This is a genomic window from Ensifer sp. Root423, assembly GCF_001426275.1.
GTDB classification, from domain to species: domain Bacteria; phylum Pseudomonadota; class Alphaproteobacteria; order Rhizobiales; family Rhizobiaceae; genus Ensifer; species Ensifer adhaerens.
Window position 1 is genome coordinate 25,386 of the sequence record NZ_LMEG01000002.1, and the last position, 21,176, is coordinate 46,561.

The 21,176-nt window shown below is 57.8% G+C and carries 21 protein-coding genes and 4 pseudogenes; 14 read left to right on the forward strand and 11 right to left on the reverse strand.

Going from position 1 to position 21,176, the window contains the following annotated elements; genetic code table 11:
- Positions 1 to 23: 23 nt before the first annotated feature.
- Positions 24 to 581 carry a DUF4334 domain-containing protein gene (locus ASD01_RS04065; RefSeq protein WP_060529260.1) on the reverse strand — a complete coding sequence of 186 codons (558 nt, stop codon included), beginning with the start codon at positions 579 to 581 and terminating at the stop codon, positions 24 to 26.
- A gap of 489 nt (positions 582 to 1,070) precedes the next feature.
- Entirely contained in the window at positions 1,071 to 1,964 is an 894-nt protein-coding gene (locus ASD01_RS04070) for an SDR family oxidoreductase (RefSeq protein ID WP_034800441.1), read from the reverse strand.
- 147 nt (positions 1,965 to 2,111) lie between these two features.
- Here ASD01_RS04070 and ASD01_RS04075 point away from each other — a divergent pair, with 147 nt between their 5' ends.
- Positions 2,112 to 2,582 carry an NUDIX hydrolase gene (locus tag ASD01_RS04075; protein ID WP_034800443.1) on the forward strand — a complete coding sequence of 157 codons (471 nt, stop codon included), beginning with the start codon at positions 2,112 to 2,114 and terminating at the stop codon, positions 2,580 to 2,582.
- Between the two features lie 594 nt (positions 2,583 to 3,176).
- On the opposite strand, the gene ASD01_RS04085 is transcribed toward ASD01_RS04075, so the two are convergent.
- Complete coding sequence (locus ASD01_RS04085; RefSeq protein ID WP_034800447.1) at positions 3,177 to 3,404, reverse strand: hypothetical protein; 228 nt, start codon at positions 3,402 to 3,404, stop codon at positions 3,177 to 3,179.
- A gap of 232 nt (positions 3,405 to 3,636) precedes the next feature.
- On the opposite strand from ASD01_RS04085, the gene ASD01_RS04090 reads away from it, so the two are divergent.
- From ASD01_RS04090 to ASD01_RS04100, 3 genes are all read left to right on the forward strand, one after another.
- On the forward strand, positions 3,637 to 4,944 hold the full coding sequence (locus ASD01_RS04090) for a hypothetical protein (protein WP_034800449.1): 1,308 nt from the start codon (positions 3,637 to 3,639) through the stop codon (positions 4,942 to 4,944).
- Positions 4,931 to 5,710, forward strand: a complete 780-nt coding sequence (locus tag ASD01_RS04095) for a COG3904 family protein (RefSeq protein WP_029742847.1) — start codon at positions 4,931 to 4,933, stop codon at positions 5,708 to 5,710. Before ASD01_RS04090 ends, ASD01_RS04095 begins: the two co-directional genes overlap by 14 nt.
- A gap of 449 nt (positions 5,711 to 6,159) precedes the next feature.
- A complete protein-coding gene (locus tag ASD01_RS04100; RefSeq protein ID WP_034800451.1) occupies positions 6,160 to 7,254 on the forward strand; it encodes an extracellular catalytic domain type 1 short-chain-length polyhydroxyalkanoate depolymerase in 1,095 nt (364 codons plus the stop codon).
- A gap of 247 nt (positions 7,255 to 7,501) precedes the next feature.
- Here ASD01_RS04100 and ASD01_RS04105 read toward each other — a convergent pair whose 3' ends face one another.
- Positions 7,502 to 8,269, reverse strand: a complete 768-nt coding sequence (locus tag ASD01_RS04105) for a hypothetical protein (protein ID WP_134888037.1) — start codon at positions 8,267 to 8,269, stop codon at positions 7,502 to 7,504.
- 541 nt (positions 8,270 to 8,810) lie between these two features.
- Positions 8,811 to 9,185, reverse strand: a complete 375-nt coding sequence (locus tag ASD01_RS36445; RefSeq protein WP_244495184.1) for a response regulator — start codon at positions 9,183 to 9,185, stop codon at positions 8,811 to 8,813.
- Between the two features lie 434 nt (positions 9,186 to 9,619).
- Here ASD01_RS36445 and ASD01_RS04115 point away from each other — a divergent pair, with 434 nt between their 5' ends.
- Positions 9,620 to 9,874 (forward strand): type II toxin-antitoxin system HicA family toxin, encoded by a 255-nt coding sequence (locus ASD01_RS04115; RefSeq protein WP_034800515.1) that lies wholly within the window; start codon positions 9,620 to 9,622, stop codon positions 9,872 to 9,874.
- Entirely contained in the window at positions 9,871 to 10,227 is a 357-nt protein-coding gene (locus ASD01_RS04120) for a type II toxin-antitoxin system HicB family antitoxin (RefSeq protein ID WP_034800455.1), read from the forward strand. The genes ASD01_RS04115 and ASD01_RS04120 overlap by 4 nt, the downstream gene beginning before the upstream one ends.
- Before the next feature lie 247 nt (positions 10,228 to 10,474).
- Here ASD01_RS04120 and ASD01_RS04125 read toward each other — a convergent pair whose 3' ends face one another.
- Positions 10,475 to 11,128, reverse strand: a complete 654-nt coding sequence (locus ASD01_RS04125; RefSeq protein ID WP_034800457.1) for a hypothetical protein — start codon at positions 11,126 to 11,128, stop codon at positions 10,475 to 10,477.
- Positions 11,129 to 11,366: 238 nt separating this feature from the next.
- Between ASD01_RS04125 and ASD01_RS36450 the strand changes: the two are divergent.
- Positions 11,367 to 11,483 (forward strand): annotated as a pseudogene (locus ASD01_RS36450) (C factor); the annotation flags it as partial.
- Positions 11,484 to 11,536: 53 nt separating this feature from the next.
- On the opposite strand, the pseudogene ASD01_RS37345 reads toward ASD01_RS36450, so the two are convergent.
- A pseudogene (locus tag ASD01_RS37345) lies at positions 11,537 to 11,746 on the reverse strand (ACT domain-containing protein); the annotation flags it as partial.
- A gap of 826 nt (positions 11,747 to 12,572) precedes the next feature.
- Between ASD01_RS37345 and ASD01_RS04140 the strand changes: the two are divergent.
- On the forward strand, positions 12,573 to 13,109 hold the full coding sequence (locus tag ASD01_RS04140) for a YidB family protein (protein ID WP_051659551.1): 537 nt from the start codon (positions 12,573 to 12,575) through the stop codon (positions 13,107 to 13,109).
- A gap of 231 nt (positions 13,110 to 13,340) precedes the next feature.
- Here ASD01_RS04140 and ASD01_RS04145 read toward each other — a convergent pair whose 3' ends face one another.
- Entirely contained in the window at positions 13,341 to 14,261 is a 921-nt protein-coding gene (locus ASD01_RS04145) for an adenylate/guanylate cyclase domain-containing protein (protein ID WP_034800519.1), read from the reverse strand.
- A gap of 256 nt (positions 14,262 to 14,517) precedes the next feature.
- The gene (locus ASD01_RS34390; RefSeq protein WP_156553151.1) at positions 14,518 to 14,820 is read right to left on the reverse strand and encodes a DUF982 domain-containing protein; all 303 of its coding nucleotides are present in this window, start codon (positions 14,818 to 14,820) and stop codon (positions 14,518 to 14,520) included.
- 905 nt (positions 14,821 to 15,725) lie between these two features.
- On the opposite strand from ASD01_RS34390, the gene ASD01_RS04150 reads away from it, so the two are divergent.
- Positions 15,726 to 15,929, forward strand: a complete 204-nt coding sequence (locus ASD01_RS04150) for a CsbD family protein (RefSeq protein ID WP_029742764.1) — start codon at positions 15,726 to 15,728, stop codon at positions 15,927 to 15,929.
- A gap of 113 nt (positions 15,930 to 16,042) precedes the next feature.
- On the opposite strand, the pseudogene ASD01_RS35340 reads toward ASD01_RS04150, so the two are convergent.
- Positions 16,043 to 16,549: pseudogene (locus ASD01_RS35340) on the reverse strand (ATP-binding cassette domain-containing protein); the annotation flags it as partial.
- A 1,187-nt stretch (positions 16,550 to 17,736) separates the two neighbouring features.
- Between ASD01_RS35340 and ASD01_RS04155 the strand changes: the two are divergent.
- The 4 genes from ASD01_RS04155 (at position 17,737) to ASD01_RS37355 (ending at position 20,062) form a co-directional block, all read left to right on the forward strand.
- Positions 17,737 to 17,919 carry a hypothetical protein gene (locus ASD01_RS04155; protein WP_034800470.1) on the forward strand — a complete coding sequence of 61 codons (183 nt, stop codon included), beginning with the start codon at positions 17,737 to 17,739 and terminating at the stop codon, positions 17,917 to 17,919.
- Positions 17,920 to 18,188: 269 nt separating this feature from the next.
- A complete protein-coding gene (locus ASD01_RS37350; protein ID WP_318267903.1) occupies positions 18,189 to 18,572 on the forward strand; it encodes a hypothetical protein in 384 nt (127 codons plus the stop codon).
- 777 nt (positions 18,573 to 19,349) lie between these two features.
- The gene (locus ASD01_RS04170; protein WP_060643576.1) at positions 19,350 to 19,604 is read left to right on the forward strand and encodes a hypothetical protein; all 255 of its coding nucleotides are present in this window, start codon (positions 19,350 to 19,352) and stop codon (positions 19,602 to 19,604) included.
- Positions 19,605 to 19,855: 251 nt separating this feature from the next.
- Positions 19,856 to 20,062 (forward strand): DUF6766 family protein, encoded by a 207-nt coding sequence (locus ASD01_RS37355; protein WP_320410589.1) that lies wholly within the window; start codon positions 19,856 to 19,858, stop codon positions 20,060 to 20,062.
- Between the two features lie 225 nt (positions 20,063 to 20,287).
- Here ASD01_RS37355 and ASD01_RS36455 read toward each other — a convergent pair.
- A pseudogene (locus ASD01_RS36455) lies at positions 20,288 to 20,476 on the reverse strand (hypothetical protein); the annotation flags it as partial.
- A 386-nt stretch (positions 20,477 to 20,862) separates the two neighbouring features.
- Between ASD01_RS36455 and ASD01_RS04175 the strand changes: the two are divergent.
- A complete protein-coding gene (locus ASD01_RS04175; RefSeq protein WP_029742771.1) occupies positions 20,863 to 21,057 on the forward strand; it encodes a hypothetical protein in 195 nt (64 codons plus the stop codon).
- Positions 21,058 to 21,176: the final 119 nt, after the last annotated feature.

Sequence of the window (21,176 nt, forward strand, 5' to 3'; positions counted from 1 at the left end):
GACGACGGCACGGCTGGCTCTCGTCAGCCCACGGGCAGGTTCTGCACCAGCGCGGTGGGATCGATGACCCTCTCAAGTTCAAAGACATAAAACCGATCGTCATCTCGCATGGTCATCAGTCCCATCAAGCTGTCGTCATTGATCCGTCGAAAATGGTCGACCATTGGCTGGTCGTCATAGATCATGGCCGCGCTTGCGACGCCTTCAAAGACAACCGTTTTGATCGAGGCGACGGGACCCTTTGCCTGAAGGCACGGTTGAAGACGGGCAAAAAGCACGGCGGCAAGGGCCGTTCTTCCAAACGCATGAAAGCGAAGTGCGAGGGGAAGCGGAACCCACTTCGGATCGATGGCTCGCAGTTTTCGCCCACCGACGTGAAAAAGAAGGGCATCGGCCCGCAGATCCGGATTGAACCGTTTGCCGAACCAGCCGAGGTTCTCCAAGACGCCATCGAAGGGATGACCAGTTGGAACTCCCCGACCTTGCCAGAGGCCGGCAAGCTCGCCCGGTTCCAGCGGCGGAAGCCGCAGAAACTGTTCCAGCGCCCGTTGCTGATCATTTACCGCATTGTCTCTCCTCACCTCTACGCCTCCCGGCTTCTCGTTTCAATCGGCCCCCGCGACGCGCCTGCCGCAAATCTTCCAATGTCGGAAACCATCAGCCCCGCTTGAGTTCAGAGGTCGGCGACGTTTTTTCGGGCCAGGTCCTTACCAGTTCATCGAGTGAACCCGCGGCCAGGTAGCCCAGACAATTCCATCGCACCCATGGAGGGAAATAGAGATTACGGACCGTTCTGAGATCCGCTAGTTCGCCGTCAGACCCGGTTACGCGCGCTCGTAGGACGATCTCCCATCGAGGAGTATCGGATAGCGCGCCTGCACTTTTTCCATGCCCTTGGCCTTTCCATCCTGCTCCCCCAGTTTTTCCTCTCGACGTGCCTTCCTTGTCTCCGGTTTGCTTCGCTCGGCTTGCGCTTCTGCCCAGCGCCGACGAAGTTCTAACCGCGAACGTCGCTCGGCGGTTCGGCCCTGATTTTGGTAGGGCAACGGCCGCGCCGAAATCATACGGCATCAATCAACGCCTTTTCCGCCGGTCGCACCGTAAACTTCACCATTGACGAAACTTGCCTCCTGCGAGGCGAGGAAGACGTAAATTGGGGCCAGCTCAACCGGCTGGCCGGGCCGACCGAAATCGCTGTCCTTCCCGAAGTTCTTCACTTTCTCGTCAGGCTGGCCGCCGCTTGGCTGCAAGACCGTCCAGAACGGACCCGGTGCCACGACGTTGGCCCGGACACCCTTCTCGATGAGTTGTTTTGCGAGTGCCTTGGTGTAGGCGACGATCCCAGCTTTGGTCGTGGCGTAGTCGAGGAGAATTGGCGATGGCTGATATGCCTGGATGGACGCGGTTGTGATGACGGACGCGCCTGGGGGCAAGTGCGGCTCGGCGGCCTGAGCAATCCAGTGCAAGGCGTAGAGGTTGGTCTTCAGCGTGGCGTCAAAGTCCTCGGACGTTACAAGCGAGACGTTCTTGCGAAACTGTTGTCGGGCCGCGTTGATCACCAGGATATCTATGCCACCAAGCTCGGACAGTGCCCGCGACACCAACGCGCGGCACCAGTCTTCATCCTTCACATCACCCGGCAAGGCGAGCGCCTTGCGGCCCTCGGCCTCGATCAACTCGATAACCTCTTTCGCGTCCGGTTCTTCCTCCGGCAGGAACGATATGGCGACGTCGGCACCCTCCCGTGCAAACGCAATCGCAGCGGCTCGTCCGATGCCAGAATCGCCTCCGGTGATAAGGGCTTTGCGCCCTTTCAGCCGACCTGCCCCTTTGTAGGTTTTCTCGCCGTGATCGGGCTTTGGATGCATCCTACCAACAATACCGGGCATGGATTGTGGTTGAGGGTCAAACGGCGGCGAGGGGTACTGTGTTCGGGGGTCTTGCATCATCAGACGATCGGTCATTGGTAAATCCTCATGTGGCGATTATCGGTAAACTCGTCGATTGGTTTCGGGTTCCCGTCCAGCAATTCGGAGGAACCAAACGACAGGCTCCACTGTTCATTTGACGTCCTCTTCAACCTCTTTTCGCGCCGAGGGAGAAAACGTTCCATGCAATTGCTGCACAGGGTCCTTGCCGACGTGCAGTTGATGCTTCGTCGTCCGCCGAGGTTGCAGTATGCGGCCTTGTGCTACCGTGTCCGCACAGGGCATCCGCTCGAAATACTTCTCATCACCAGCCGGGATACCGGTCGCTGGGTCATCCCAAAGGGGTGGCCCATGAAAGGAAAACGTGCTCATGAGGTCGCGGCAAGGGAGGCGTTCGAAGAGGCCGGTGTAAAAGGGAGCTGTGAGAGGGCTCCAATTGGCCACTACCTCTACAGGAAGAAGTTAGACAGTGGGCTGAAAGTTTCTTGCACGGTCCGCGTTTTTGCGATGAAAGTTGCTGGCCTGCGCGGGAACTTTCCGGAGAAGGGCGAGCGCAAACTTGTCTGGTTCGAATATCGAGAGGCCGCCCGTCGCGTCGCTGAGAGATCCCTACGCGACCAGATTTTACGCTTCGGCAGTGCGACTTTGCCTTGAAGACGCAAACTGCGACGATTCCATTCTCGTACATTTTTGAAGGTTGTATCGTCGTCTGTCGATATCTTGGCGAGCGCTGGCGGACCGACCGTCGCGGGAGGGGTGGGTAGCGAGCTCGACTGCCATTGCGTGGGCCAAAGGAGAGGGCGGAAAAATCCGGATGTTCTCCATCTCCATAGCGGTCGGCTTGACGCGGCCTGCGACCGCTTATCGCTCGGACCTCAAGTCGACGCCCGAGGCCGCGCGATGGCGCTCGATCTCCCTCTTCGCCAGACCGCCCGGCTTGTCTTTCCAACACCGTGATCAGCGCTCGCAGCGCGTGTTTGTCCAGCTTCTCGATACCGACATACTCGTTTCGCCTTGGAGGTCTGAATGCTCATGAAGTTAGGCCTGCATAGCTATGCTGTCGCGATCTTGAGAGTTCTCCAGGACGAACACCATCAACGTGTCGCTTAAAGCAAAAAGCGTCCGGTAAGCCCAGGCAATAACGAGGACAACAGCGGCGATCACACCGGGTGAAAGGTAAACTGCTGGCCTCATCACTTCTCAGGCAGAACGTGAATCCTGTCGATCGCCGAGAACCGACTGTTCCCCTTACCCTTGCGAAGCCAAGCTCGTTCTGATTCCGGCCTCAGTAAACCGCGTCAGCTGCATTTGAGTTGCGTCTTCAGTATAAAGGACATGAACCGCCAAACCGCTTTCGGTGCGCCTTTGAGCCTCCTCATAGGCCTCTTCGAAGCCAACCGGAACCGCGTCTGTTGGCGCGGAGGGATCGTCCTGGGTCAACACATAGAACGTGGAGTTTCGAATATCTGGGGTCATCGGCGCTCTCCTTCTCGCACACCACCAACTGCCGGAGGACGCGATAGTTCCTAGGCGATTTACGTGCGTGCGCTTCTGCTTGGTGCCGTTGAACTTTATCCGCGACCGGCGCGCTTTGGTTCATCCCAATCAAGTGGAACGGCTGTCCGGGACGCGGTGTTAAACCGGCCTTTATTCCGCCCGCTTCTTGATCCTCTTTTAAGGAATACTTTCCTTCTACGGAGACTGGCCCATGGCGACCGGCGCATCCCAGCGATTGTACGACGGGGTCGCTGCCGTCGAAACGATGACGCGGTTTGCCATTGCCGTCCTAGCCCTTGCCTCCGGCGTGTACACTTATCTCGGCGTGCGCAGCATCCTGGACGGTTCGCCAACGGCGATCTTCTTCGCAGCGATTATCTACTCGGCCTCCGTCTCGGTCGGCATCTACGCTTTCTGGTCCTATATGGCGCGCTTCTTTCCGCATATCACGACCCATACGGGCCGCGCCGCCATGCTCGGTGTGATGGCCATCGGCGCGGTCATGATCATGGCCATGTCAAGCTGGCTAAATGCTGCTGCACTAGCAGGTTCTGCGGCACTTGAGCAGCACCTGGCCGAGACGGTCGAAGACTATACCGCCGACCTCGACCAGGCGCACCAGAACGCACTTGCTGCCCAGAGTCTTCTGCCCGATATCCAGCGCGCCTCCGAGCGCTTTGCTCAGCTGGCGCTGTCGGAACGGCAATCGGGCGCTCTGACCGGTACGACCGGTTCAGGAAGCGTCGTTCAGTTGCTGTCGCAGATGTCAGCGCAGATGAAAGATCTAGAGAACGGCATCAACGCCTCGCGCGAACAGGTAACGACGTTGTTCGAACAAGGACAAAAGCGGCTTGAGACCATGCGTACGCTGGTATCGGCGCCCGGCGCCATTGAACCGCGTGCCGATCAGTTCTCCTCCGAAGTCGTCGCGCTCACCGGGGTCATAGCCTCGCTCGGACAGACTTCAATTGCCCCTTCGATCCGTCGCGCGGCCGATGATCTTTCACTCGGCTTTATTGCACCTGTCGCCGACGGTGGCGATGCCGACCTAGTTGACCGCCAGGACAGGGTAATGGCGACAGTGCGCGCTTCAGTAGCGGCCCAGTCGAAGGTTCTGTCCGACGCCGCTGACGAGATCCTTGCGCGCGCACCGGTAAAGGAGCGAAGGTTCGTTCCACTATCGTCCGCCGAAGCAGTTTTGCGCTACGCTTCGGACTTTATTCCAGCATGGGCTGGCGCCATCTCCATCGATCTCCTGCCCGGTGTACTCGTGTTCATTCTTGCAGTCGTGCACGGCGCGATCCGAAAACAGGAAGAGAGGATGCCATTTGCCGAACGCATCACGGCAGCCGAACTCGTGCAGGCAATAGAATTGAAGCGTGCGCTGGCGGAAAGCGGCTCGGATCTGATGGAGGTTGCCGCCGAGCTTGAAGCGCAGAAAACTACGGAAGAGGCAAACAACATCACAAACCTCGACCCGAGAATACGTCCCAAGGATCGCCCACATGAGGATCGATGAACCGATCAAGGCCTTGAAGCGCCTCGACGATGGCACCGCGATGCGAGGCGTGTTCTATCTATTGCTGTCGGTGACGGCGATTTTTCTCATTATCGACGTTCGCAACATGGAAACCAGCCCCAAGCTGTCAACCCCCGACCCAGCCTACCAAATCCCTTTCCTGCCGCCTGCAGGAACCAAGGGGGATCCGAGCGATGCTGCGCAAAGCCCATCGAGCCCGGCCGAAGTGCTGAACAAGCCGATGACATTGGAACTTGGCCCCGGCGGCGTCCTGCTTGTCGAAGGTACCTTCGATCCAGGCGCGTCTTTGCGCTTTGCCAGAGAGATCGAAGTTCGCGGCGAGTATGTAAGAACCGTCGCGCTCAACTCCCCAGGCGGCTCAGTGGACGACGCGCTGGCAATTTCCAAGCTGATACGCGAAAAATCGTTGACGACGAAAGTTGTGTCGAGAGCACTCTGCGCATCCTCGTGTCCAATCGTGCTTGCAGGTGGCGTTGAACGCCTCGCGGAAAAAGACGCGGTGGTTGGAGTGCACCAGCTATTTAACGTCAGCAACGTCATACCTGCCGCAGACGAGGTCATGTCGACCACACAATCCGCCACCGCACGTGTCGCCCGCCATCTCGAGGCGATGGGCATTGCTGCTGAACTCTGGTTCAACGCTTTGGAAACGCCTGCGGATCGCCTTTATTATTTGACGGCGAAGGAAATGGCTGATTTTCGACTGACGACTACGCCCGCTTCGAGTTCCAGGAAGAGAAGTTAGGTCTCTACCGAGGATCAGCTCTACGCTAGGGCATGGACAATGGCGGGCCTCTTTGGTTGGGAATGATGGAGCGCAGGAGGGCGCAGCGATATCCAATCATTCAGGTTACGAAAGAACGGCGGCCAATCGAGGGATTAAACGCGATCGGACACAGGAGGACTTAATACCGATCTTAAAGGCGGGCGTAGAGATCAGCGCGGGGTCGCGCCTCTTGACGCCCATTTCCTGGAAGCCGCCTCATAACGTTTCTGGGATCGTGTGCCGCAGCTTTGGCTGTCGAAGCAACCGCTGGCGCGATTGATGGATTTGCGTTCGCCTGGCGAAATCTCGCGCCTTCCATTGAAACGCTGCGTCGCAGCATTATATTGTGCACTGCAGCAATGATTACCGAGTGCTGCATGAGGCCGCTATGATAGCCATCCTGGCCGTTACGGCCTGGAGGTTTCGTTATGCGCTCCTTGTCTAACACCCTCGCTTTGCTCAAGCAGTTCCGCACCCATCCGGTCGACCCTTCTCGGGAGAGCCACTTGTCGGAATTCGAGGCCTTTGGACCGAACCCTGGCCAGCTTGAGGCAAAAGTTCATGTCCCATCGACAGTTATTCCACGACCGGCGCTCGTCGTCGTCTTGCACGGCTGTACCCAGACGGCGTCGTCATACGACACAGGCTCGGGATGGAGCAGATTGGCCGACGACTATGGCTTTGTCGTCCTCTTCCCGCAGCAGACCCGCAGCAATAACGCCAATCTTTGCTTCAACTGGTTCCAGCCGAACGATATGGCGCGCGGCGATGGTGAAGCGCTTTCAATCCGCCAGATGGTCGAGACCGCCGAAGCACGTTATGACATCGATACCTCGCGAGTTTACATAACCGGGCTTTCGGCAGGTGGAGCGATGGCCAATGTGATGCTGGCGACCTATCCCGAAGTCTTTGCCGGCGGCGCAATCATAGCCGGTCTCCCCTATGGCACGGCACACACGATACCCCAAGCGTTCGACCGCATGCGCGCGCAAGGCATTCCCGACACTAACACGCTTCAAAAGCTGCTTCGGTCCGCTTCCAAAACAACGGGCCCATGGCCGGCGATATCGGTCTGGCAGGGAACGCAGGACATGACCGTCAACTCGGCTAACGCAGATGCGATTGTCGACCAGTGGCTGGGCGTTGTTGAAACCCGAGGATCGCCCCGGGTAGACCAACCGACGTCGCGGCTTGAACGCAGGGTCTGGGTCAATGCCAACGGGGAGGAACGCCTTCAGCTTTACCGCGTCAAGGGTATGGGCCACGGCACACCGATCAATGCGAAAAGTGGGTACGGTCGGGCAGGGCCCTACATGCTTGACGTCGGCATTTCGTCGACCGAGGAAATTGCCAAATCGTTCGGGGTTGCGGCGCCATCCTTGAGACAGGTGAACCGGGGCGTCGCCACTGACGTCGCTATCCCCAAGGCTCGGAGCAACGATAATCCGAGTCCCAAGGGACCGGCGGACGGCATTCGGCGGACGATCGAAGACGCGCTACGTGCAGCGGGTCTGATGAGATAACACCGCGCACACTTCCTTCGTGGCCACCCGCCCTTTTGATCTGTCGACTCGCCGCGTGGAGATGCCTCAAACGGCGAGTGACGCCGGCGCAGCGAACATCCAATTTACAAGGTCGCCCACCCTGATGGGCCGTACTCTCAGCCCTCACGCTATGCGGTGGGTCCAGACGATTTCTTGAAAAGCGGCCACATCGAGCGGCGACGGCGCGCACATCTAGACGCGCACATCTAGATATGTCGCGCTGCCGTCACTCCATACCGCATACCCCGCGACTGAGCCGATACGGACGGTTGCACTCCCAGCCGTTTCCGGAACGATCCAGATGTGCGTTTTCAGGAAGATTGATCTGTGAACAGACCGATCCCTTTGCTTCAAATCCGCGGTCACATTTCCATTTCTGGCCATAGGAGTTGTCCGCAAAGGTTGCATTTTCGGGAACCTTTACAGCAACACAGGCCTGATCTTTCATTTCAAATCCACGGTCGCACAACCATTCATTGCCGCTGGTGGTCAGGTAGGCATGGTCAGGAACGATCAGTGCGACGCATTTGCTAGCGATGACCTGATACCCCCGTTCACAGATCCAGCCCTCGCCATAGCTCGAATCCGTCAGATACGCCTTGTCCGGCACCTCGATGAGGTCGCATTCAGTATCGCGCTGACGATATCCGTGCATGCACTTCCAGCGGTCACCAGAATAAGAGTCGAGAAAAGCATTGGCGGGCAGCCGAACCGCAAGGCACTGGCCGTCCTTTTCGGCAAACCCGTAATCGCATTCCCAGCCGTTGCCATAGGAAGCGTATGTCAGGAAAGCATTGTCGGGAGCCGTCACAGCAACGCAGGAATCGGCCTCTTGTCGGAATCCACGATTGCACTCCCATCCCGATCCGTAGCGTTTTGCTTCGGAATTTGCTGGCACCGACCCTTGACCATATGCCCCAGGGATCAAGAGCAGAGTTGCGGATAGAAGAACGCTCGCCTGTATAGCCAACGCTAGGAAGAACGGTTGAAGCATGTCCTTATGTCTCCAAATGGGCGGTTGAGTGGTCACAGAAGTGTGAAGCCATTGCGGCCGGCGCTTACCTGCGCCCATCGGTTCGTCCCAACCAATGCCAGATTGTCGTGGCAGGGAACATACTGCGCATAGCGCTGTGCAGTTCGCAGCCTCAAATGTCTAGGACCGACCGGAATTTGCTGGATCGCAAGGCGAAAATGTCTGTTCGGTGTAGGACATGGCGCCCCCTTGATTGGGGCCAGGGTATCAAACCCTCATACAGCAGCGCCCGTGACATCTGCTACTGGAGACTGGACACTGCGCCTTTGTCATTCGAATAGCAACCGCTCTTTACCCTTATTTGGTTTGCCTGCCGAACGCCCCTAGCAATCATGATTTCCCATGTTTCCATGCTTTGATCGAGCACGAACCGGGTCGTCCCCAGGCGGTCGGTGGTCTTCCGTCGCGAGAAGGGTTGTTACGTCGCGACGGCGGCACGTCAGAGGCCGCACACCTTGCCGGCTAGTCGGCGCTGACTGTCGGCATGAGTTGCGCCGGCGTCTCAATCTTTTGCAAGCATTTCTCGAACTATTCGCGCCAGATCGTCCATGGAAAACGGCTTGGTCATCATGTCCATGCCCGGTCCGAGAAAGTCCGCGCGTGACAATGCTGTTGCTGCATAGCCCGTTAAGAACAGAACACGGAGGCCCGGCCTCCTTGCCAGAGCCACTTCGGCCAACTGCCGCCCGTTGATCCCTGGTAAGCCGACATCGGAAACCACGGCATCGATGCGCTGCGCGCTTTCGATTATCGGCAGCGCATGTTCTCCGTCTTCGGCTTCGAGCGTCCTGTATCTAAGTTCCTTCAGAACGTCGACGATCAGCAGCCTCACGGCGCTGTCGGCTTCCACAACGAGCACGACCTCACCTTCACCCATCAGACTCCCGTGTTGGGACGGAGCCGAGCCGATGCTTGCTTTGTCGGCGCCGGACCCATCCGGGAGAAAGAGCGTGACTGTCGTACCCGTTCCCAGCTGGCTCGTTATTCGTGCGTGGCCGCCCGTCGACCAGTGCGACTTAAGTGCCATTCGGAATTGGCCGGCCCGCTCAAAGCTATTGTCGGCGTTGGGCCGAAAGTTAACCAACGAACCTCTGTCCTTGAAGAGAATCGAACCCGCAGCTGGATCTTTCCGGGCGTGCGACTTGCAAATGGCTATGCCAAAAGTCACGAGCGCACGGATTTTCGCAGCATCACGGGTGCACTGAAATCGGACCCATCGAGCGATTCGCACCCAGGGCTCTAAACACACGGATCGTATTTGCATGAGAAATAATGCTTGCAGAATTAGCAAGCATCGCTATATTTGCTAGCATGAACAGCAAGCAGAAAAAGACTCTCGTGGCGGTTTTCAAAGATCCGATCTCGGGAACCATCGAGTGGGCCACTATAGAAAACCTGCTTGTCGCTGCCGGCGCGAACGTCATCGAAGGAAACGGCTCGCGCGTTAAGTTCGAAAAGGACGGCATAATCGCGAGCTTCCATCGTCCTCATCCCGACAAGGAGGCAAAACGTTATCAAGTTCGCGATGCTCGCGAATTCCTGACGCAAATTGGAGTAGAACCATGAACACCATGACTTACAACGGTTATCACGCTCGCATAGAATTCGACGCGGAGGACGAGCTGTTCTTCGGTAAGATTGCTGGCATTTCTGACGTAGTCGGGTTTCACGGGGACAGCGTTGCTGAACTGAAGAAGGCGTTCCATGAGGCTGTCGATGATTACCTTGAGACCTGCAAGAGCATCGGCAAAGAGCCTCAAAGACCCTATTCCGGCAAGATGATGTTTCGAGTTGCTCCCGAAGTGCATCGCCGAGCTGCTCTGGCTGCCGAACTGTCGGGGAAGAGTCTCAATCAGTGGGCCGAGGAGGCATTAGAAAAAGCCGCGGCGCACTTCGCCAAGGACCGCCTTTCGGCATAGGCCATTCGCTTCCCCGCAAGGTCGGCCCGGCAGGGCTCTCGTCCGGGTCGAGGTCAACGTTCGTCACCAACACTAGAATGAACTTGGGCGTAAGGAACCCTCAATTCATCCGAGGTCGGACGAAACTCGCGACGGGGCGATGATCCGAAGGTGCAGTTCAGTCGCTATACACCATTAGGTGGCACAGAGCCTTTGCAATGATCGCTTGCGGAGAAAGCCTGTCCAAGCAGGCCCATGGCAGTTGTTGCTACCTCAGTAGAAAATCCATGTTCGCAACGGGCCGACTCTGTCTGCGCAAGCCGGCTGCCGGGCTGCGGCGATTGTCGCCAGCTAAAACCTGAACCGCCTGCGTCGGGGTCATGATTACGGCGTTGGCAAATTCGAGTTTCTTCGGAAGGCGCGCAAAGCCTTCGTTGGTGGTCACGAACACATGGCGCCCGCCATTTTCATGTGCCCAGAACGCCTGAGCAGCGCCCAGGCAATTGCGCCAATGCCAAGCAGCGGCGCTGGACAGATCCTTTTTGTCCAAGCCGTAGCTCACCGCGTAGTCCGACCATCGTGCTGGCGTCGTCGGAAAAAGGGTTCTGAAGATAAGTCGCTCGCGCTCAATCGCCGCTTCATCACTCATAATAGAGAAACCATGGAATGAAAGACCGTGGCGCCCGATCGGCCGCAAGAGGCTGATGTGACCAAGTCCGAGCGCGCTCATTCGGCTTTCAAAGTCTGCAAATCGTTTTAGATGTGCGCCACCGGGCTGACGTTCATATGCGCTCGAAGCCAAAATGGCGATATCCGCCTCTCCACGCCTTGCGGCTTCAATCAACGTGCGAATGTCGCCGTGGGCCGATCTCTTCTCATCGATGTTGATGAGACAGTTGTTTTCGAGCGTAAAACTCCGCATCACTTCACCATGTTGCTCTAGTCATTCAATGCTCGCCATTTGCGAACCAATCCCACAATTATAAGTCTGGTTCTTAAAGCGATGCGCGCTTCGTGGACATTCGGCTTGGCAGTAAAGAACAAACGAACAAGCGATCGCTCAAAGGTAACAAGGACACAAATCGCCATGGCGGTCAGTTCCCAACGGAACATTAGGCGACGAACGCAAAAATCATGAACTCTCTCCGCTCAGCGGGGAGCTGCTCGCACGGGTCGGCTCGATCGGCGACAATCGCCTGAGAGGCTGGATCTCCTACCAAGCCTCGAAGGCTGCCTTAAACCACATCGTGCGCACCGCTTCAGGCGAGATGAGCCGCAAAGCGGCGGCGGTCAGCCGCGTCATCGATCGGCTGTCGAAGAACTCGAATTCCATGCCAAAACGGTCCGCAATCGGCTTAAACTCATCCTTCAGCAGTTCTAGCGCCCGCCCCCCTTCGGAGCGGAAACTGACACGCATGAAGAAGTGACCGGTATCAGCGTCGTCGAACTGTGCGCTGTCGGTGATGTTGCATTCCTCTTCCGCCAGGAAGGAGGAGATAGCGGCGACGATGCCGCGGGTGGATGCGCAGCGCACGCGCATGGCAAACTCGACATTGGTGTTCCTCTTTGTGGATCAGGATGCGGCTGGTGCCAAGCGGCGCCTGAACGATGCCGGGACAAATCTTGAGACCGACACCGCACACCGGCTTCGCTGCTCCAAGCCCATTTTTGATCACACAGGCAACCCGGCTAATCGGTTGGATAAATGGTCCGCGATAAGTCACCCTCTGCGGGTGGGGAAATTGCTTCGTCCTCATCCAGAAGGCTCAGCCTGGCGATCGCAGTGTCCGATATGCTCGTCAGAAATTCAGCCTGGGTCCAACCCAAAAGGCAAGCTTCCTCGACAAGGACCTGGATTGCATAGTGCACCGTCTGCTCGAGTTCGACCTTGCGCTCAAGCGTCCCAGGGGGCTGATTTGGACGTTCAATCATGGCTTTTCTCTCGTTTGGAGATTAAGGTATTGGCGCGGCAGCAGATCCGGCCCGGCGGGTAAGATCAAAACACCGTGCTCTGACTATCGTTCCCCTCTTTCGACTGAAGACTGGCGTTAACATCATGAGCCTCGATTTTGAGGCCGTCCCCAGTCCACTTTCGCTCGTCAGTAAAGTTTATACGCTGTGCCATCGGGGCATGGAACATCAGCTGAACGGAACAAGAGATGCCGGGTGGAGTTTAAGCGTCTACCGATGCTCCTTCTAACCCAAAGGAAAAGCCATTACCCAGCCTCGGTCCGCGCCATTGGCGATCCATCCGCCACAAATTCGACGATGAGCAGGCCACCGACCTCGCGTTAACAGCGATCGCGACCTCCGTCGTTAATCAGTAGATGCCTGAACGGGCATGTATGACAGAAGAGGAGAAGCACATGGTAAGCACTGCACTTAAAGCCCTGCTAAGTGTCCTTGCGGTGGCAGGATACCAGAACAGGGAGAAGATCGGGGAGCTTCTGAAAGGTCTGACCCAGAACCGACAAGACCAAGGGCCAACCGGTCAGCAGGAGGCCGGAGGAGGTTTGGGTGACCTGCTTGGCGGTCTGACTGGAGGCTCTGGTGGCCTCGGAGGCTTGCTCGGCGGTTCATCGACCGGCGGCGTGTTGAGGGGTGGTCTCGACGATCTCCTCAAACAGTTCGAGCACAACGGACACGGGGAGACCGCAAAATCCTGGGTGCAGACCGGTCCAAACAGCGAGATTGATGATAGGCAGTTATCGGAAGCGCTCGGGCCGGAAGTCCTGGAGGATCTTTCCGCGCGGACGGGTCTTTCTCCTGAGGAGATTTTGAGCCGCCTCAGCCGAGATCTGCCAAAGGCGGTTGACGATCTGACCCCCAACGGCGTCCTGCCTCAAGAGGACGACCCTTTCGAAGGGCAGATCACTCCTCCACCCAAGACCCAAATCATATAGTAGAAGAGGCCGCCGCAAGGCGGCCGCTTCACCGCGCCGGATTTGGAAGGCAAGCCTTTAGCGTTTCTCAGGCGGGCGTTGCACAGGAATCAGACGCGCTACCCTAGCGATACCTCCACAATCACGTTGCATACTTGGATCGACCCGGAACATCGCACCCGTTCCGGACGCTGTCGGCGCTCTCATCTGCTTTTCAAGCCATTTGGTCGTGACGAGGATCGTTGCGTGTTTTTATTTGGCGTGAATGTCTGCCAACAAGATCTTGGCGAGTTCGACGAACTGACCCGTTGGATACTTTGATAAATACGCTTCAATCATCTCGGCGTTACGGGTGTCCCGCACCGTTTCCCAGAATGAAACCTCGATTCCTGGCTCGCCCGCCCCAGACCCACCTTGAGCAACGCGCGCGGCTGCGAGTTCGGCGAACTCGCCCGCAGGGTATCGCTTCAGATATAGGAGATATTCGGCCGGATCATCGCTCTCCTGAACCGCCTCCCAAAAAGCCACCTCAACCCGGCGCGCTTCATCTTTGTCTTGGTCTTCCGGCAGGGTCTGATCGACCGAAGAGGATCGCTCCGGGTGTTGGACGGACGTTAGCTCTGCACTGGGGCTTGGTTCGGACTGCGGGTCAAACAGAACACGGAACACCCGGAGCGGGCGCGAAATGTTCTTGACCTGATGCTCACCCAAATCCTCAAAGGTGGTGTCGACGCGATCGCGCAGATGATCTCGTACTCCTCGCGTTACACAGATGCCGCCGGCATCGGCCAGGCCTTCAAGCCGAGCGGCGATGTTGACCCCATCCCCGAAGATATCGCCGTCTTTCACCAGAACATCGCCGACGTTGATCCCGATGCGGAAGTACATCTTGTGTTTGTCGGCAAGCGGCCGGTTGGCACGCCACATGGCCTGCTGGATGGCGATCGCACAGTTGAAGGCATGCACAATCGATGGGAATTCCGCCAACACGCTGTCCCCCGCGGTCCCGAAGATCTCTCCATGAGCACTTTCAATAAGGCCGTCGATGATAGTACGATGCGATGTCAAGGTCGCCAGGGTCTGCTCTTCGTCGGCATTCATCAACCGCGAGTAACCTTCGATATCGGCAGCCAGGATCGCTGCAAGCTTTCTTTCAAGTGGTGGCGCCTCCATGTGAACGATCCGATCCAACGCGTTCGTTTCGATGTGCAGTCGATCATCAACCGATGAGCACGCGGCTTTGTTCCTTCCGTAAATGTTTGATCTCATCCGCGGGCGTATCACCCAAAGGCCGAATTTTGCTCGAGCGAAATCTGCCTCGAGGTGGAGTGCCGCGAGGGTTCGAACACGGTACGTTCCACTCCGCTTCCCCTCGCACCAAGGCATCGGCCAGAGGGTGAAAGGCTTCAAAGTTGACGTCCTACAAGCCTCAGCGCAGGACTCCTGCTTCACGGGCAGCTTCTTCAAAGGCCAATCGGGCCATGTAACCAGGCAAGTGACCATTCATGGCTTCGAGACAGGTGGTCAATGCAGCCTGATATGCCGGACCGGATCTGGATCCGGACCAAGTGTTTCGCAAAACCGCTACCGCTTCACTGGCTGATCCAACCAACCCCTCGTGATCCGCATTGGGCAGGCTTATCACAACGCTTTCGTTCCAGGGCGCCGGTTGTTTTGCTTTCTCTAGATCGCGTCCGTAGCGTTCCTCGCGTTCCCACCGATCCTCTGCCATGGCGTTCTCCTTCTCGAACACCTTCAAACCGGAAAAACAGGAATGTGTTCCCAGTTCGAGCAGCGAGGTTGGGCACGGATCCGACCCCCTCTTATCGCCGGTCTGCCTTCTTCTCGTTGTCGATGGGTGCCCCCGCAAGGCCCCTTACGAATGAGTTTCTTGCCATGGGCGCCTGTCGGAAATTGTTGATGGGGTCGTGAAGCGACAGGCCCCCGCACTTTCACGCGGCGTCTTCCAACGCGTCAGGACGTTGTCACCCCGACCTCGGTAAGGCATTCCAACATCATGAGGGATCCTTGGCGCACAAAACCGAAACCAACATCGCAGACTGTTCGCAGAAGCTCAAGCACCGGGAAGAGGAACAGGTCGGGATCGGCGTCTAGACATGGTGTCGGTACCGGTTTCGCTGGAATCGTCGGCCGGCAGACAATGGAGCGAGGCTCCGCCGGTAACATCACTGACTTACTGCTTCGGAGGGAACCTCCACGTTTCGCGCGATCGACCAGAGATTAGCCCGACGATCTGCAGTCTAATCGGGTCGCGGTCTCTCCCATCTGGTCGAGCTTCGTCGTGTAACCCTGCTCCTCGGCCTCGCCAATCCCATAGCTCAGGTGGCCCACCGCGCTGATGTCGCAGCCTGCTTCTATCCCCCGAGTGACGAATGCCGGGATTTCGCCGGCGTCCAGCTGGCGCCGCGTATCTTTAGCACTGCTTTGCTCTCCGCTGAGGCCATAAAGCTACGGGCGCGGGATCGTCGACGGGCAAACTCTTCCCGTGGCGGGATCGGCTGGATCGCCTGTGGAGTCGTCGCACCGTTGTCCCCGGAACCATCGCCGCAGGCAGATTTGAACAAATGCGTAGCCAAGGCGTTTAGCTGCTATCCACAATTCACAGGAGGAAATGACATGGATTGGGACCGTGTTGAAGGTAACTGGAAGCAATTCAAGGGACAGATCAAGGAACAGTGGGGCAAATTGACCGACGACGACTTGGACCAAATTGCTGGCAAACGCGATCAGCTCGAAGGCAAGATTCAGGAACGGTATGGCCTCGAAAAAGATCGGGCACGACAAGACGTGGATGACTGGTTCGGCCGGCAAACCTGGTAATCTTCAGAGCGCCCCGCCCCAGGCGGAGCATCTGTTGTTCCCTAAGCGGCCCGGCGGCTACGGCGCGTCGGGCCGCTAAACTGACCTCCAACTACCGGTCGGGAAAACTTGCCTCAGATAAATTCGCGCGGTGTTCGCCGCGAAAGAGCATCCGTTGGCTTGAAGGCGATGCGACTCTCGCGGGGAAAGAGTACTCGATCGGGCGGCAGTTCGAGCTCCACAACTGAAGCGGATTTCTCCAACCTCACCTCAAGATGCCGAGTGCCTGCCACGCGCCGGCTTCCGGTGATTGACCCCACAAGACCGTGTTCGGAGCCCATGACGAGTTGTATATCGTGGGCCGAAAGTAGAGGGCCGCCTGACCATCGTGCTCAGTTGTCGGTAGCCCCGTAGATCGGCCCTCAAGCCAGATCTCGCGGCCGGACACGCTGACGCTTAGGCAGTTCGACTGGCCAATGAACCCATAAACGAACTGAGACGGGTGATCGTAGATCTCGTCCGGCGTGCCCCGTCTGCTCGATTGAGCCGTTGTTCAGCACGACAATACGGTCGGCTAGCTCAAGCGCCTCCCCCGGGTCGTGCGTGACAAAAATAGTCGTGTATCCAGTTCGATCGTGGATGTACGCGACGAGGGTGCACTGTTCGAGAGTGCCATGTGGCTGGAGCACGCCGACGCGGTGCGGACGCATAGGGAACTTTTCGGATCGATGGCCGTTTGTGATTTGCCGATGATCCCCGACGCCGGATCATCGACCGGGTTCCGACGCGAAGGCGTGCGAAACCTGCCAGGTACACGCTCGCTTGGCCCCGTTATCGACTTTCGGGGCCATTTTTTGTGTTCGCTCCCTGCCGACAGGAACCTGTTCAGCCCCGTGCGTTTTTTCGCTTGTCTTGATGCCAAGTGTCCCCCGAAGTAGCCCCTCGCCTCGTCGCGCCCGACGGGGCCACTTCTTTATGAATTGATCGACAGGGGATTCCCGGACCTGCGATGGCTTTGGCCCACTAGGTGCCCGACGGACGAGCCCCACGCCCACGCGCCAGCGCGCCGCCTGGTCATTTCTTACGGTGTAATGGAACCGATACGAAGTCTCGACGTTTCTGGCTTCGTGAGACCCTGAGCCCCCGATCAGGTGACACCTTCACAATCCGCCCGGAAGTGAAGTACTCTCTCTCGATAAGTGCCTCTGGCCTCGTCCCGACGGGGCCATTTCTTTTATGATCCCTAGTCGCCGCGGCCATTTCCACGACGGGGCCCGCGCAGCTGGTTGGAGGTTGCCGATGAGGATTATCGTCGTGGGTGGACGAAGGCGCCCGATTTAGCGGCGAATGCATTGAGCAGGATCGGCGCGCGCCGTGGGAGTGGACCCCGTTGCAAACACAGCCTGTTGGCTCTGTCGACGGAAGGGGCCTTTTCCTATTTAGTCGCTTCTGCGTGCGTTCATTGAAAAAGACAGCCCCATCGCTGGGGCCGTGAGGTAAAACATCTGACGCTTCTACAGGCAAACCGCGCTCGATAGGCCCCATCTGCGGAGTTGAGGTTGAAGGTGGGGCCTAGAGGCGCTTTCGATCACCAAGCGGCGGTCGAGCAACACGTTAGAACTTAGGAAAGCGCCAACGGTTCCACCATGGGACTTCAGTCCCATAACCCCGGCGCAATGGTCCTAATCCCGTGGAGAACTGACCCTGATACGCTATTTCTCACCTCAGCCTATGGCGAACTATTCGGCATAGGCCGACAACGACACCAGGGCAGCCTGCCCGTCCCTTCGGTTCGCTCTGGTGTCGTTGCCGACCGGAGGAATGGACTATGTACGAACAATACCGCTACGGCGGGCCACCGAAAAAATTCTCGACAGGGTTTCTTATCGGCGTGATGCTCTTGGCGATGCTCGTCATCGGCGGATACCTCGTCGTGAACAGCGCGCTATCGCACGAACCTCAACAATCCGTCGCCATCGTCCTTCCGACACCTTTGGCATCCCCGCAGTAGTTTTCGACTGAAACAGGAAAACAGCCATGAGACTGATGCACTTAGGGCGAACCCGCCTTGAAATGCTCTGCCACGATATCGCCCTCAGCGACGCCAAGCCAGAGAGCGCTGCCTACTCGATCTCTTCGAGGCTTACGCGATCGTCTCCTCAACGCGAGCTTCTGCGGGAATACCCGGCCCGTAAAGAGCAGATTGCCGAACGCCAACAGATCTACGCCGACAAGGCAGAGTCGTCGCCTACTCACGCTAACCGATGAGCTACTATTTCCATGAGCATGGCCAAGCGCAAGCGTTGTCCCAGTATCCCCGACAAGGGCGGAGACAGTTTTGCGCCTGATAGCGAAGTGGGTCGCAGTAGGGCTTCACGGCCTCAATGGAGGAGCGGCTCGACTGAAAACAATCGACGTCAGATGGACCCCGGTGAAATCCCGGCCTTCGTCGACGACGTCATCGAGGCAGGCTGCGACATCTGCGCCGTGGGGCATGACAGCTACGTGATTAGCGAAATTGAGGAGCAGACTGCAACTAAGGAAAAGCTTGACCGAATAGTAGAGAAGTACGGCAATCGCGACGCCCTGAGGTGGGAGATCGTCGCCTACCTTTGGTCGATTGGCCGGTTCCTAGAGCTTGCGTCCGAAATCACCCGTCACTAGTTTCGCAAACTCCCGCGGGCAGACACAGTGCCGAGGCTACGGGTAGAATAAAGGCCTCTGCCGGGATCGGCAGAGGCCAAAGCACGCTGGTGCAAGCGGCTCGTCTGAACGGATGGAGCACGCTTCAAAAGCTACAGATGGAGGGCGGGGCGACAATTCACCCGAATGGAAGTGCATGCTCCCGCCGACATGAAAAGTTTCGCTTCCTGAGCTACGATTGGGAGAGGGCCATATGGGAACGGTTTAGGCACGCACGCCTCTGGGTCTTGATCGCCTTGGAGGTTGGCTGGTCGCCCTAGCCCTGGCGCCATAATTTCATATGTCCTCAACTGCCCGCCCTCGACCAATCCCCTTCATCACGTGCCCGAATAGCCCGAATTGGGTATTTCCCCGGTGGAACCAGGCAAGCCCTGCCGACGTTTTCTGGACGCGAATACCACGAACGCTTCGCCGCCCTTCATGGGAGGTCCCAAATGTACTTTCACTCGGATGATCTCAACTGCGCTCTCGGTCCTAAAGACGTAGAAATGCTGCATCGAGTATTTGAGAGGACCTGCTTTTTAGCGGGATTTCCCAAACTTTCCAAGCGAGGCAATCAACTGGCAAGATTCCTGATTGACGAGTTCCGTGTCGGCCATACCGACGAGGCTTGCCTCCTGGAGTGCGCTCTCTGGTTCACAAAGCGGGATACGCGACAATCGGAGTTCTTGTCTCGTCGTGGGCTGGGTGAAATATCCCGATGTTCGCGGCCCCTCACATGAGTAATCTGGAGGCTACATGAGTTTAGTTCACCTCGGACGGGCGCGCTTGGCAATGGCTCTGCCCGCTCATCGCGAACGATTGCGTTCAGTCAAAGATCATGGTTTGTACGACCTCTTCGAAAAATATGCGTTGGCGGCAAATACACTCGATGCTCTTCAGCGAGAGACGCCCCGACGGGAGGAGCGAATCCATGATTTTCAGCAGCTTTGCCTGGATTTACAGGCTGAGGTCGTCGTCGTGCTTGACCGGCTTCACGAGGAGAGCTGGTAGTCAGACGCAAATTGCATTCCCAAACATGATACGCCTGCTCAGCGAAGCTCACACCGAATGCCATCGCCGCTTGAGGAACGATGTTACGGTCGGAATCAATTTCTCTCGCGCCACTTGAAAGGCGATAGCCCTCCTTAGCGCCAATCACGATGCTATAACAACACGAAGCAGTCAGGCGGAGAACGCGGAAGCCTCGAGCCACGGGGATCCTCTGTTTCAGTGACCGATCACCTCGCCAGCTCTCAGTTCTGATTCGCGTCCTTCAGAACTGGCAAAGTGCATTTCTATCGACCGCCGTTCTCGTTACTCTCTCGATCTTCCCTAGGGTCCGTGGTTCCTCTTTCTGCCCCCCGCAATGGGGCATAAGGACACCTTGGAGATGGCTACCAGGGCGTATTCGACAGCGGCGAGCCCGCGCACTTCAACTGGCCCGCGACCGGAGGGCAGGCACCCTATAGCGTGGCCGGAGAGGACATCGACGCTGCTCGCTGAGAGGCGCGGGAGCGGGTTCTGATTTCCCAACTCAACCAACGCGTTAGGGACATTCTCGTGGTTGTTGCGGCAGTTGACGCATGTTCTTGAGCTTCGTTGCTTGATCCGCCGGGATGTTCGTCTTGGAGAATCTCGCGGGTGCGACGGTCGTTTCCACGACCGCCCCAACCGGCGCCCACTCGCCGAGCGAACTATTCTTTCGATCGGTCCGGTGCGGCCTGATCGAAACCCACGTCCCAGTCTTTCGGAGGTTCCCTACCTCCTGGCGGACTGCGGTGACCCGACATATCCTCAGACCCGGTGATCACGGTCGGCTTGGCACTCGATACTCCCGTGCTCTTGCGGTTGCCTTGGGGCTCCGCAAACTGGCCCTTCGCGTCGTCCCTGGTCTTGGTCGCGTCAGAAGGGCGATTTCTCGCGGGTTCCCGATTGTTTTCGCCGGCCGCATCCCGATCCTTTTCGGGATCATCCGGCCTCGTTTTCTCGGGCCCTCCCCATCGCGGTGACTGGTCAGCGGTGCCCGGCGCGCCATCGTTCGGTTTGTTACTCGACATGTCTGCCTCCTTTTTGAAAGGCCGAACCGGCGATGCGCGTTGAAGTTCCTATCGGGGTGCATCCGCACGGGCAACGGCGCGCTGCACGTATGCGGGTTCGAAACCCAAGGTCGGGGGTGCGATTTTTTGCTTGGCGGGGAACCATATCGATCCCCCACGCTTGGGTTGGTGCCCGCCGACTCTACGGCGGGCACCAACCGAGGAGAAAGACAATGGCAAATCAACGCAGCCAGGGCGGCAGCAGCGAACAGCATCGCAAGGCTGGCGAACAAAGCCATAAGAACGACGACAAGCAGCGACAATCCGGCGGTCGCGAAACCGGGGCTGGCAAGAGTGCCGGTTCGGGCGGGGCTAAGAGTGGCGCTGGCACCACGGGCGGCGGTCGCGGCACCGACCGCAAGAGCTGAGGTTCCGTGGAAAGGCGGCCAAGGACGTGCACGACTCGATGACGTCGACCGAACCCAGAGGTTTCGGGAAGTCGGCAGGTTACAGTGCCTCGAACCCTTCCCGGGATCAGATGACCGAA

Bases quoted from the DNA above. Each gene is read 5' to 3' on its own strand.
- ASD01_RS04070 (WP_034800441.1), bottom strand. From the start codon at position 1,964: ATGACCGATCGTCTGATGATGCAAGACCCCCGAACACAGTACCCCTCG.
- ASD01_RS04075 (WP_034800443.1), top strand. From the start codon at position 2,112: ATGCAATTGCTGCACAGGGTCCTTGCCGACGTGCAGTTGATGCTTCGT.
- ASD01_RS04085 (WP_034800447.1), bottom strand. From the start codon at position 3,404: ATGACCCCAGATATTCGAAACTCCACGTTCTATGTGTTGACCCAGGAC.
- ASD01_RS04090 (WP_034800449.1), top strand. From the start codon at position 3,637: ATGGCGACCGGCGCATCCCAGCGATTGTACGACGGGGTCGCTGCCGTC.
- ASD01_RS04095 (WP_029742847.1), top strand. From the start codon at position 4,931: ATGAGGATCGATGAACCGATCAAGGCCTTGAAGCGCCTCGACGATGGC.
- ASD01_RS04100 (WP_034800451.1), top strand. From the start codon at position 6,160: ATGCGCTCCTTGTCTAACACCCTCGCTTTGCTCAAGCAGTTCCGCACC.
- ASD01_RS04105 (WP_134888037.1), bottom strand. From the start codon at position 8,269: ATGCTTCAACCGTTCTTCCTAGCGTTGGCTATACAGGCGAGCGTTCTT.
- ASD01_RS36445 (WP_244495184.1), bottom strand. From the start codon at position 9,185: ATGGGTGAAGGTGAGGTCGTGCTCGTTGTGGAAGCCGACAGCGCCGTG.
- ASD01_RS04115 (WP_034800515.1), top strand. From the start codon at position 9,620: ATGAACAGCAAGCAGAAAAAGACTCTCGTGGCGGTTTTCAAAGATCCG.
- ASD01_RS04120 (WP_034800455.1), top strand. From the start codon at position 9,871: ATGAACACCATGACTTACAACGGTTATCACGCTCGCATAGAATTCGAC.
- ASD01_RS04125 (WP_034800457.1), bottom strand. From the start codon at position 11,128: ATGCGGAGTTTTACGCTCGAAAACAACTGTCTCATCAACATCGATGAG.
- ASD01_RS04140 (WP_051659551.1), top strand. From the start codon at position 12,573: ATGGTAAGCACTGCACTTAAAGCCCTGCTAAGTGTCCTTGCGGTGGCA.
- ASD01_RS04145 (WP_034800519.1), bottom strand. From the start codon at position 14,261: ATGGAGGCGCCACCACTTGAAAGAAAGCTTGCAGCGATCCTGGCTGCC.
- ASD01_RS34390 (WP_156553151.1), bottom strand. From the start codon at position 14,820: ATGGCAGAGGATCGGTGGGAACGCGAGGAACGCTACGGACGCGATCTA.
- ASD01_RS04150 (WP_029742764.1), top strand. From the start codon at position 15,726: ATGGATTGGGACCGTGTTGAAGGTAACTGGAAGCAATTCAAGGGACAG.
- ASD01_RS04155 (WP_034800470.1), top strand. From the start codon at position 17,737: ATGTACGAACAATACCGCTACGGCGGGCCACCGAAAAAATTCTCGACA.
- ASD01_RS37350 (WP_318267903.1), top strand. From the start codon at position 18,189: ATGAGCATGGCCAAGCGCAAGCGTTGTCCCAGTATCCCCGACAAGGGC.
- ASD01_RS04170 (WP_060643576.1), top strand. From the start codon at position 19,350: ATGAGTTTAGTTCACCTCGGACGGGCGCGCTTGGCAATGGCTCTGCCC.
- ASD01_RS04175 (WP_029742771.1), top strand. From the start codon at position 20,863: ATGGCAAATCAACGCAGCCAGGGCGGCAGCAGCGAACAGCATCGCAAG.